This is a genomic window from Actinomadura logoneensis (assembly GCF_003428695.1).
Lineage (GTDB): Bacteria > Actinomycetota > Actinomycetes > Streptosporangiales > Streptosporangiaceae > Spirillospora > Spirillospora logoneensis.
In genome coordinates, this window is record NZ_QURH01000059.1 from 1 (window position 1) to 11,349 (window position 11,349).

The 11,349-nt window shown below is 73.2% G+C and carries 9 protein-coding genes and 1 pseudogene; 5 read left to right on the forward strand and 5 right to left on the reverse strand.

The window, feature by feature from the left end; translation table 11 throughout:
- The coding region (locus DZF91_RS03025; protein WP_147340965.1) for a zinc-binding dehydrogenase at positions 1–447 on the forward strand (447 nt) is incomplete at its 5' end.
- An 88-nt stretch (positions 448–535) separates the two neighbouring features.
- Here the strand turns inward: DZF91_RS03025 and DZF91_RS03030 are convergent.
- On the reverse strand, positions 536–964 hold the full coding sequence (locus DZF91_RS03030) for an RNA-binding S4 domain-containing protein (RefSeq protein ID WP_117355984.1): 429 nt from the start codon (positions 962–964) through the stop codon (positions 536–538).
- Between the two features lie 64 nt (positions 965–1,028).
- Complete coding sequence (locus tag DZF91_RS03035) at positions 1,029–1,688, reverse strand: DUF6461 domain-containing protein (RefSeq protein WP_117355979.1); 660 nt, start codon at positions 1,686–1,688, stop codon at positions 1,029–1,031.
- A 301-nt stretch (positions 1,689–1,989) separates the two neighbouring features.
- Here DZF91_RS03035 and DZF91_RS03040 point away from each other — a divergent pair, with 301 nt between their 5' ends.
- The 3 genes and pseudogenes from DZF91_RS03040 (at position 1,990) to DZF91_RS03050 (ending at position 5,198) form a co-directional block, all read left to right on the forward strand.
- On the forward strand, positions 1,990–3,252 hold the full coding sequence (locus DZF91_RS03040) for an outer membrane protein assembly factor BamB family protein (RefSeq protein ID WP_235834044.1): 1,263 nt from the start codon (positions 1,990–1,992) through the stop codon (positions 3,250–3,252).
- Between the two features lie 67 nt (positions 3,253–3,319).
- Positions 3,320–4,486, forward strand: coding sequence for a sensor histidine kinase (locus DZF91_RS03045; protein ID WP_235834041.1), 1,167 nt, complete (start codon positions 3,320–3,322; stop codon positions 4,484–4,486).
- Positions 4,483–5,198, forward strand: a pseudogene (locus tag DZF91_RS03050) (response regulator). The gene DZF91_RS03045 and the pseudogene DZF91_RS03050 overlap by 4 nt, the downstream one beginning before the upstream one ends.
- A gap of 98 nt (positions 5,199–5,296) precedes the next feature.
- On the opposite strand, the gene DZF91_RS03055 reads toward DZF91_RS03050, so the two are convergent.
- From DZF91_RS03055 to DZF91_RS03065, 3 genes are all read right to left on the reverse strand, one after another.
- Positions 5,297–7,438, reverse strand: coding sequence for an MMPL family transporter (locus tag DZF91_RS03055; protein ID WP_235834042.1), 2,142 nt, complete (start codon positions 7,436–7,438; stop codon positions 5,297–5,299).
- A 224-nt stretch (positions 7,439–7,662) separates the two neighbouring features.
- Positions 7,663–8,805 (reverse strand): hypothetical protein, encoded by a 1,143-nt coding sequence (locus DZF91_RS03060; protein ID WP_117355982.1) that lies wholly within the window; start codon positions 8,803–8,805, stop codon positions 7,663–7,665.
- A gap of 196 nt (positions 8,806–9,001) precedes the next feature.
- Positions 9,002–9,847: a DeoR/GlpR family DNA-binding transcription regulator gene (locus DZF91_RS03065; protein WP_235834043.1), complete on the reverse strand. Its 846-nt coding sequence runs from the start codon at positions 9,845–9,847 to the stop codon at positions 9,002–9,004.
- Between the two features lie 359 nt (positions 9,848–10,206).
- Between DZF91_RS03065 and DZF91_RS03070 the strand changes: the two genes are divergently transcribed.
- A complete protein-coding gene (locus tag DZF91_RS03070) occupies positions 10,207–11,280 on the forward strand; it encodes a substrate-binding domain-containing protein (protein ID WP_199486367.1) in 1,074 nt (357 codons plus the stop codon).
- Positions 11,281–11,349 lie beyond the last annotated feature (69 nt).

The following is an 11,349-nucleotide window of genomic DNA, read 5'->3' on the forward strand; positions in this document are numbered from 1 at the left end:
CCGCTGCCCGCCGCCCGCGAGCGCGCGCTCGCGCTCGGCGCCGACCTCGCCCTGGACCCCGCCGACCCCGCGTTCCGCGACCGGGTCCTCGCCGCGACCGGCGGCGCCGGGGTGGCCGCCGCCTTCGACTTCGCCGGCGTCCCCGCCGTCCGCGAGCAGGCCGTCGCGGTCCTCGCCCCGGGCGGGCGGCTCACCCTGGTCGGCCTCACCGACCGGCCCATCACGATCACCGACGGCACCCTGTTCAGCTACTTCCAGAAGAAGCTGCTCGGCCACTACGGCTCCACGGCGGAGCACGTCGTCGAGCTGGTCAGGCTGCTGGGCGCGCACCGGCTGGACTTCTCCGGCTCGGTCAGCGCCGTGATGCCGCTCGCCGACGCGCCGAAGGCCGTCCACGCGCTGGAGGCCAAGGAGGGCAACCCGATCCGGATCGTCCTCAAGCCCTGACCCGTACCCCACGCCGTTCTAAGGGGCGTCCGACCGCGTATAACGACGCGGGCGGACGCCCCCTTTCTTGCTCAGTTCCGCGCCGGGGTCACTCCTGCCCGAGGCGGCGCCTGATCTTGTCCGGGTCGCCGAACAAGGGGGCGTCGCGCTGCTCCCGCAGCCGCTCCAGCTCCCGCCGGTCGCGCTTGGTCGGACGTCCCGCGCCCCGGTCCCGCAGGCCGACCGGCATCGTCAGCTCGCGCGGCGGCGGGGGCGGGCTGTGGTCGACGAGGCACTCCTGGGCCACCGGCGCCCCGACCCGCTTGCGGATCACCTTCTTCACGACGACCACGCGCTCGCGTCCCTCGACGCGCACCCGCACCTCGTCCCCGGCCTTCACGGCCGTGGCGGGCTTCGCGCGCTCGTCGTTGACCCGCACGTGCCCGGCCCGGCAGGCCGCCGTCGCCTGCGACCGGGTCTTCAGCAGCCGGACCGACCAGATCCACAGGTCGACCCGTACCGTCTCCTCGCCTGCCATGATCCGCACCCTAGCGCCGCCCCCCGACGGACCCCGCCCCATTTTCCCGCGCCCGTTTCCCCGGTCACGCGCCCGTCCGGTGGTCGGCGGCCTCCCCGCACAGGAAACGGGCCCCGGTGACGAGGTCCTCGGTCACGCGGACGCCGGTGAGGCGCTCGGCCAGGGCGAACGCCCCCGACGTCGTCGGCCCGACCTCCTCCCGGTCCGAGTCGAGGTCGAAGCCGATCCCGCGCATGTCGTCGAGCAGCGCGTCCGGGGTGCGGCCCTCGCGGACGTCGGCGAACAGCGGCTCGAACTCGACCCGGACGTCGCCGTCCTCGACCCACATGAAGTACCCGTGGGCGTTGCCCTCGTTGTAGCTGTGCGAGACCAGGCGCGTCCCCGCGGACGCGGGCACCACCAGCTCGTGGGTCACGCCCAGGTGGCCGTTCACCTCGAAGGCGAGCGTCCAGTCGCCGCCTTCGCCGGGCACGCTCGTCGCGCCGATGAACTGGGTGTTCCCGTAGTGCGGCGCCTCCCAGCGGTCGAAGGAGGACTCGAAGTACTGCTCGTCCAGCGGCAGCGCCTCGTGCAGGATCCGCGCGCCGATCCGCCGCAGGAACTCGTCCGGCCCGATCCCGCGCACCAGCGTGAGGCAGTACGCCGCGAACAGGCCCCCGTCATCGTCCTCGGTCCAGGAGTAATCAGCGGCGACGGCCCGCGCCCCTTTGCTGCCAGATGACATCTGCCCAACCTAGAACGTCCGCCCCCGCCGGAGAAAGGAGCCGAGTGCCGACATATCTGAAATCGGACTCCCTTCTTGACGGAATTGACGGTTGGTGTCGAGTTGATCCTGCTATATGTGTAGCCCTCCGCTTGGTACCCCCCGACCGTCCGGATGTGGTGGCATGCCCGAACCCGTGGCCCGACCTGGCCTTCTGCCCACGTCGGACCCGCCGCCGGCGCACCCGCCGGGCTGGTGGCGCCATCCCGTGCGGCACTGGCGCGGCCGGCGGCCCCCGGGCCTGCGTCTGCTTCTCGCGTTGATGCTCGTCCTCCTGGCGGTGTCCACGGCGGTGGCCGTGTGGGAGGCGCGACCCCGTCCGGACTGGAAGCTGGACGGGCCGCACGGAGCCTTCCCGACCGCGGTGGCGGCCGAGGCGCCACACCGGCCGGAGAAGACGGTGGCGACCTTTCCCTACCTCCCGATGATCTATGGCGGAGTCGCCCTCCGGGCGGTCCCGGAGGCGGACGCGATCACCGCCGCCGACCTGCGTTCGGGGCGCGTGTACTGGACCTTCACCCGTCGCCGCGGTCACCTCGTCGCCGCGTCCGTCGACTGGAAGCGCGGGCGGCTCCTGACGGTGTGGGCGCGTGCCGACGCGGAGGCGGGTTCGACCTCCGTGCCTTTGCGGGTCACCACGTTGGACATCCGCAAGGGAAGGGTCGCCTGGGAGCGGACGATCGACGGAAGCGGCCCGTACCCCTCCACCGGTTTCTGGGAGCCGCGCGTTAGAACCGCGGCGGTGATCCCGTTCTCCCGGGCGGTGGTCGCCCTCGATCCCGGAACCGGGCGCACCCGCTGGCAGGTCCCCGACCCGTGCGACCACACGGCGGTGCTCCTCACCGAGAGCACGGTGGTCCTCCACCACCAGTGCCACGGCGACGAGACGGTGGACGGCCGCGACGCCGCCACCGGGCGGCTGCTGTGGAGCAGGACGTTCGCGAGCTGGTGGCCGGGGCGGGACCTGGCCCGCAAGCTGCCGGTGAAGGTGGCCGACCTGGGCCGCGACCGGGTGGTGGTCTGGACGGTCGAACGGGAGGCCGTCTACGACGCCCGAACCGGCTCTGCGATCGCTGAGCGCCCCGCTGCGGGAAAGCCGACGGACACGGTTTCCAGGGGCGACGACCTGGTCTTTCGCGACGGGGTGCGCTACGGCACCTGCTACCTGCGCCTGGCCCGCGGCGCCCGCCATGGGATCTGCGCGAACGACGAGGTCTCCGGCCGCACGCTGTGGACGTCTCCGTTGCCGGGGAGGCACGACTGGCCCGCCCTGAATCCCTCGGTGGCCGTCGCGGACGGCCGCGTCTACTCGCTGAGCAGCGTTCACGGCGGGGAGTTCGCCGACCGGCTGACCGTCAACGACGCCCGCACGGGCGCGGTGCTCGCCCGCGTCCCGTTGTCGTTGCCCTCCCAGGGCGACCTCTACCGGCTGGCGGGAGCGTCCGACGGGGTCGTCGCGTTCATGAACGACATGGTCACGTCCTTGCCGCGGAAGTACCCGACCGTCCTCCTCGGCGACAGGTGAGGCGGAGGCGGCCGGCGGACGGGATCCGTCCGCAGACGGGACGGTCCGCGATGGTTACGGTGGGGCGGTGGAGCTGATCCGGGGGCTGCGGGTGTCGCGGGCGGACGTGGTGTTCGCGGCGGTGGCGGCCTCGGTGGTGCTGGGCGTCACGCTCCTGCGGGCGTCGGCGGGGGAGCGGTCGCCGTGGCCCGGGGGCGTCCTGCTGATCCTGGTGGCCGCGGCGGCGCTGGCGGTGCGCCGGCGGTTCCCGGTGACGGTCCTGGTCGTGGTCACCTCGGCGGTGCTGCTGTACTACCCGCTCGGGTATCCGGGCGGCGCGATCGCGCTCCTGTTCCCGCTCGCGCTGTTCACGGTGGCGGTCGAGCGGCGGCTGTGGGTGGCGCTGGCCGTCGCCGGGTTCGTGGAGGCCGTGGCCGTGGGGGCGGGACCCGTGCGCGGCCGGCCGCTCATGGACGGCAACGCGCTGGCGTGGCTGGCCCTGGGGCTGCTCATCACGGTCTGGCTCGGCCACTACGTGCGCGGACGGCGGGCCAGGACGGACGAGGCTGAGCGGCGCGCGGCGGAGGCCGAGGCCACCCGCGAGCAGGAGGCGGCGCGGCGGGCCGTCGAGGAACGGCTGCGGATCGCGCGGGAGCTGCACGACGTCCTCGCCCACCAGCTCTCGCTGATCAACGTGCAGGCGGGCGCGGCGCTGCACCGGCGGGAGGAGCCGTACGCGGCGCTGGAGGCGATCAAGCAGGCCAGCCGCGAGACGCTGCGGGAGCTGCGGACGGCGCTCGGGGTGCTGCGGCAGGTGGACGAGCAGGCGGCGGTCGCGCCCGCCCCGTCGCTGGAACGCGTCGGGGAGCTGCTGGACCAGGCCGCCGCAGCGGGCCTCGCGGTCCGGCTGGACGGCCGGGACGCGGCGGCCGGGCTGCCCGTCGAGATCGACCTGGCGGGATACCGGATCGTCCAGGAGGCGGTGACGAACGCGGTGAAGCACGCGCGGGCGCGGACGGTTACGGTGCGGATCGAACGGACGGACGGGGCACTGGTGGTGCAGGTGGACGACGACGGACGGGGCCCGGCGGAGGGGCTGGGCGCGGGGAGCGGGCCGATGGGCGGCGGCCACGGGCTGCGCGGGATGCGGGAGCGGGCGGCGTCGATGGGCGGCGAGGCGACGGCGGGGCCGGGACCGGACGGCGGGTTCCGGGTGCGGGCGCGGCTGCCGCTGCCCGAGGGGGAGTCCGCGTGATCAGGGTGCTGCTGGCGGACGACCAGACGCTGGTGCGGGCGGGGTTCCGGTCGATCCTCGCGGGCGAGCCGGACATCGAGGTCCTCGGCGAGGCCGAGGACGGCGCGCGGGCGGTGCGGCTGGCCGCCGAGCTGCGTCCGGACGTGGTGCTCATGGACGTCCGGATGCCGGTGCTGGACGGGCTGGAGGCGACCCGGCGGATCGTCGGGGACGCGCGCCTGGCGGGCGTCCGGGTGGTGATCCTGACGACGTTCGACCTGGACGAGTACGTGTACGGCGCGATTCGCGCGGGCGCGAGCGGCTTCCTGGTGAAGGACACCGAGCCCGCCGAGCTGGTCCACGGGGTGCGGGTCGTGGCGCGCGGGGACGCGCTGCTCGCCCCGGCGGTGACCCGGCGGCTGATCGCCGAGTTCGCGCAGCGGCTCGCCGAGCCGCCGCCGGACGGGACGCTGGACGCGCTGACCGTCCGGGAGCGGGAGGTGCTGGAGCTGGTCGCGGCCGGGATGTCGAACGACGAGATCGCGCGGCGGCTGGTGCTGAGCACCGCGACCGCGAAGACGCACGTCAGCCGCATCCTCGCGAAGGTCGGCGCGCGCGACCGGGCGCAGCTGGTGGTGCTGGCATCCTCGCGAAGGTCGGCGCGCGCGACCGGGCGCAGCTGGTGGTGCTGGCGTACGAGTCGGGCGTCGTGCGCCCCGGCTGGCTGTCCTGACCGCGGTCCCGGCCTGATTACGGTCACGGCCTGACCGCCGGGATCCGCTCCGGCGCGGGGAGCGGATCCCGGCGGACGTCGGCGGACGTCGGCGCACGTCAGGTGAGCGGTTCCAGCGGTTCGAGGGTTCCGCCGCGCCGCGGGGCGGACGCGGGCGCGGCGGCGAGCCGTCCGGGCAGCCAGACGCGCCGGCCGAGGTCGTAGGCCAGCGCGGGCAGCAGCAGCGACCGGACGACGACGGTGTCGAGCAGCACCCCGAAGGCCACCGCGAAGCCCATCTGCACCATGGCCACCAGGGGCAGCGCCGCCAGGGCGGCGAACGTGGCGGCCAGCACCAGGCCCGCGGAGGTGATCACACCGCCGGTGACGGTCAGGCCGCGCACGATCCCGCGCCGCGTCCCGGCCCGCTGCGCCTCCTCCCGGACGCGGTGCATCAGGAAGATGGTGTAGTCCACGCCCAGGGCGACCAGGAAGATGAACGTGAGCAGCGGGAACGACGCGTCGCTGCCGCCGAAGCCGAACCCGTGCCGGAACACCAGGGCGCTCACGCCGAGCGAGGCCAGGAACGACAGCACGACCGTGGCCGTCATCAGCAGCGGCGCCACCAGCGCGCGCAGCAGGACGGCGAGGATGAGGAACACCACGGCCAGCACGGCCGGGATGACGACCCGGTCGTCGTGCGCGGCGGCGCGGCGGGTGTCCAGGGCGGTCGCGGTCGGGCCGCCGACCCGCGCGGTGCCCCCGACGGCCTTGCGCAGCCGGTCCACGGTGTCCTGGGCGGCGCGTCCGTCGGCGGGGTCGCGCAGCGTCGCCTCGTACCGCACGTACCCCTGCGCGACGGCCGGACGCCCGACCTCCGCGACGCCGTCGGTCGCGCGCAGGGTGTCCGCCAGCCGCGCGGCCCCGGACGCCGGCCCGATGACCACGGCCGGAGCGCCGGACCCGGCGGGGAAGTGCCGCGCCACGACCGCGGCGCCGGTCACCGAGTCGGGCGTGGTGACGAACTGGTCCCTGTTCGCGAGGCCGTCCGCCGACAGCGACCCGAGCCCGGACGCCATCGCGACCAGCAGCAGCGACGTCCCCACCCACAGCGCGCGCGGACGCGTCGCGACGAGCCGTCCGACCCGTCCCCACACCCCGTCCACGCCACCCGCCGCCCGGTGGCCCGCGCCTCCGCCCGCGTGCGCGTTCGCGGCGGTGGGCTCGTACCGCGGGACGAGCGGCCAGAAGATCCACCGGCCGAGCGCCACCAGCAGCGCGGGCAGCAATGTCGTCATCGCGGCGAGCGCGGCGACGACACCGGCGGCGGCGACGGGGCCGAGGCCGCGGTTGGCGTTCATCGTGGCCGCGAGCAGGCACAGCAGGCCGGCGGCGACCGTCCCGGCCGAGGCCAGGACCGCCGGGCCCGCGCGGTGCAGCGCGGCGGCCATCGCCTCGTGCCGGTCGGCGTGCCGCCGAAGCTCCTCGCGGTACCGGGCGACCAGCAGCAGCGCGTAGTCCGTCGCCACGCCGAACACCAGGACGGTCAGGATGCCCGACGTCTGCCCGTTGAAGGTCAGCCCCGCGTACCGCGCGAGCAGGTACACCGCCGACTGCGACAGCCCGAGCGCGAACACCGCGCCGACCAGCGGGACCAGCCACAGCAGCGGGCTGCGGTAGATGAGGAGCAGCAGCACGACCACGACGCCCGCCGCGACCGCCAGCAGCAGCCCGTCCATCGCCCCGAACACCGCGCCCAGGTCCGCGACGCCGCCCGCGGGGCCGGTGACGTGCGTCTCCAGCCCGGTCCCGCCGCGCGCGGCGATGTCACGCGCCGCCTTCACGGCGTCGGCCGCGTCGTCCTTGCGGATCGGGACGAGCGTCCGCAGCGCCCGGCCGTCCTCCGACACGAACGGCCCCTGCGGGGTCCCGGCTCCGGGCAGCCGTCCGAACGCGGCGGCGTCGGCCCGCGCCTTGGCCCGGTCCGCCGGGGTGACGCCGGACGTCCGGGAGTACACGACCACGGCGGTGACCTGCTCCCCGGAGTGGAAGCGCTCGTCGAGCTTCACCACCTGCGTCGACTGCGCCCCGGCCGGGAGCCAGCTCGCGGCGTCGTCCTTCTGCACGTCCTTGAGCCGTCCCGACAGCGGCCCGAGCGCGACCAGGAGGACGACCCAGAACGCCAGCACGATCCATTTGGCGCGCCTGCCCGAAACGACGGCCGCCAGGCGGCGTCCGGACCCTCTCCAGATTCCGTTCACGATGCTGCCTCCTCGATTCACGATCAGGCACTCATCGTGAATCCGGTCCTTTCCGCGCCGCGTCTGGCGGAGGAACGCACCCCGTCTGCAACCCGAGCCGTAACGCCGCCGCGCCGCGTACATCTCAAGATGTACGCGGCGCGGACATGAATGACGGACGCGAGGCCGGAAAAACGCCGTGCCCGGCCGCCTGAAAGACGGCCGGCACGACGCTCTAAAGCGTGTCAGGAAATGCGGGTGAAGGGGTTGGGAGTGGCGCCGGTGAAACGGTGGAGCCGGGCGCGGGCGGTCTGCTTGGCCACCCCGCCCTCGGTGATCTTGCCGCTCTCCACGACGTAGTACAGGCCCTTTCCGACCGCGACCAGGCCGTACTGGCCGGACGAGTCGGACCAGCCGCGGACGCCCGTGGCGGAGTCCCGCTCACCGCGCGCGGACAGCGGGATGACCTTGCCCTTCTCGGGCGTGGCCTGGCCCTTGAGGGGCTGGAGCCGCGGCTTGGCGGTGGCGTCCACGGCGAACAGCGCGTAGTTCGGGAAGCCGGATTTGGCGCCCTTGTAGGCGGCCATCAGCCAGGTGCCGTCGTAAGGGTCGTATTCGAGGTTCTGAACACCGTAAGTGGTGTTCCCGGTGTAGACGAAGTACTTGCCATTGGCCCTGGACGGTCCGCTGGTGTGCGGGGCCTGCTGGGTGAGCGGCTTCTCGTAGCTCTTCCAGCGCTTGGTGTCGTACTGGAGGACGACCTGGTAGTCGTTGTCGCTCCGACCGGTGTTGGAATAGATGCCGTAGGCCACGGAAAGGCGCTGCGGGCCGCCGCGCCTGCCGAAGGCCGGACCGAACGCGACGCCGTCGATGCCGCTGCAGCCGTAGCGGTGGTCGGGGGTGGCGCCGATGTTGCCGTCGAAGACGCCGTCGCCGTTCATGTCGGCCGAGTAGTCGTCGACGACCTCCTTGAGGTAGACCGTCGACACGACGTCGGAGTCCTCGGCGTTCATGCCCATCCGGTCGATCTTGTCCACGTCGAAGATCGCGATGTAGAAGGACCTGGCCTCCTTGTACTCCAGCGAGCCGTAGACGCGGCCGTCCTCGCTGTTGAAGTCGAGGTCGCCGAGGTGGCCGGTGAAGCCGACGACCGAGCCGACCGGCCGGCCCGACAGGTCGGTCTTGACCAGCAGGTCGGTGAACGAGAAGTACATGAAGCCGCGGCGCTCGTCCACGGCGATGCCCTGGACGTGCGGCGACTGCCACGCGCCGCCGTAGACCTCCTTCGGCAGGCCCGCGGGGTGGGAGGGGGAGTCGGCGAACGCGGCGGCGGGGCCGGCGACGGCGAGGGCCGCGCCCAGGACGGAACTCAGCAGCAGGGTGCGCATGAGGATTTTCGGTCTCCGGTGTGAGGGGTTTCCGGGCAGGGGCGAACCCGGCCCGACGATGGCCGCGAGGGCGTCCCCCCGCACGATGATCATCGTTTGGCCCGGAAACGTACCCCGGCTGTCAAGCCCCTCACGGCGCGGTGGACATCAGGCGCCGCCGGCTGAACCCGTCCGTTCCGGCGGGTGAACGCGCAGGTCAGCGCTCCGCGGGCGCGGGCCACGACGGCAGTCCGTCGCGCCCGGCCACGTGCAGCCGGACGCCGCGCGCCCGCAGCGCCCCGACCTCCGCCTCGGGCGTGCCCGCGTCCACGATGACCAGGTCGAAGTCGGTCAGCGGGGCGAGCTGGAAGAGACCGTTCTTGTCGAATTTCGTGTGGTCGGCCAGCAGCACGCGCCGGTCGGCGGACTCCATCAGCGCCCGCTTCACCGCGACGGTCTCCTGCGACTGGTGGTAGCACTGGCCGTTGGTGATCGCCGTCGTGGACATGAACAGCAGGTCCGCGCGGAGCGACCGGATCGCCTCGGACGTGCGCAGGCCGAGGAAGGCGTCGTAGGCGGGGTAGTACGCGCCGCCGAGCGCGATCAGGTCGATGCCGGTCTCGCCGGTCAGCGCGTTCACGGCGGCGAGGAAGTTGGTGATCACCGTGAGCGGGCCGCGCGCGGGCAGCAGCCCGGCCAGCTCCAGCGCGGTGGTGCTCTCGTCGATCATCACGGTGGCGCCCGCGCCGACCAGGCTCGCGGCGGCCTCGGCCAGGGCGTGCTTCTCGGCGGCCATCGCCTGCCGGCGGTGCCGGACGTCGCCGTGGTAGCTGGCCGACGGCTCGGCGGTCGCGCCGCCGCGCACCTTGCGCAGCCAGCCGGTGCTCTGCAGTTCGTCCAGGTCGCGGTGGATGGTCATGGTGCTGACCGCGTGCGCCGCGGCCAGGTCCTTGATCCGGACGAAGCCCTCGTCGGTCACCTGCCTGCGGATGGCCTCGCGGCGGCGGCGGGTGCCGCCGCCGTCGGCGTCCGGTCCGGTCGTGCTCGGAGGTGCGTCGGTCACCGGGTTCCCTTCTGAGGGTCGCCGCGGGAGGGGTGCGGCAGGGCTGCGATGTGACGTTCGTGTGGAAAGTAACGTACTACGTACCGCGGCTGTCCGAGGCCGGATCCTCCAGGAGATACCGGAGAAGTCCGGGGCTGCCAGCCGCTCGACGGCTCAGCGACGGACGTCCAAGTGACGATCTTCACGTCGGGACCGGTATAAATCACAGTTATCGATGTGAAGTTCACGGACTCATGTTGACATTCCCGCGTCGGCGGGTGTTGTCTTCACATCCGCAGCGGCACCCCGCGCGGTGCTGTACCACCCCCAAGCAGGCCGCCCCTGTCGTTCACGGGCGGGACACCGAGGAGAAGACCCAAGTGAGGAAGCTGTCCTTCCGAGCGGCCGCAGCGGCGGCCGCGGCGCTGGCCGTGCTGGCGCCGGCCACCGCCTGCTCGTCCAAGGCGTCCGGATCCGGCGGAGGCGGCGGGGACCACGCCAAGGTCGCGTTCCTGATGCCCGACATCGCCTCGACCCGCTACGAGCAGTACGACGCACCGCTGTTCAAGGCCAAGATGAAGGAGCTGTGCGGCGGCTGCGAGGTGCTCTACCAGAACGCCAACGCCGACGCCGCCAAGCAGCAGCAGCAGGCCACCTCCGCGCTCGCCCAGGGCGCCAAGGTGCTCGTCATCGACCCGGTCGACTCGGCCGCCGCCGCCTCGATCGTCCGGATGGCGCAGGCGCGCAAGGCCGCGGTCATCGCCTACGACCGTCCGATCCCCAAGGCCAAGGCCGACTTCTACGTGTCGTTCGACAACGAGAAGCTCGGCCAGATGATCGGCCAGTCGCTGGTCGACCGCCTCAAGGAGACCAAGGCGCAGGGCGGCATGCTCCAGGTCAACGGCTCGCCGACCGACGCCGCCGCGGGCCTGATCAAGAAGGGCATGCACAGCGCGGTCGACCCGAGCGGCTTCAAGCTGCTCGCCGAGTACGACACCCCGAACTGGGAGCCGTCCAAGGCCCAGGAGTGGGTGTCCGGCCAGATCAGCAAGTTCCACACCCAGATCGCGGGCGTGGTGGCCGCCAACGACGGCACCGGCGGCGGCTCGATCGCCGCCTTCAAGGCCGCCGGCGCGAAGGTCCCGCCGGTCACGGGCAACGACGCCGAGCTCGCCGCGATCCAGCGGGTCGTCTCCGGCGACCAGTACAACACCATCTCCAAGCCGATCAAGATCGTGGCCGAGGCCGCGGCGGTCGCCGCCCACGACTTCACCCAGGGCAAGAAGCCGCAGGGCAACACCACCCTGTTCGACACGCCGTCGCAGCTGTTCGTCCCGACCGTGGTGACGCAGCAGAACATCAAGGACGTCGTGAAGCCGGGCGGCGTGCTGGAGCCCGCCAAGGTCTGCACCGGCGTGTACGCCCAGGCGTGCGCCAAGCTCGGCATCCAGTGACCGCCGCCGGACGCCCGGCGACCGCCCGCGGCGACCGGCACCGCGCCGGAACCGCGGCGGCGCCGGGCC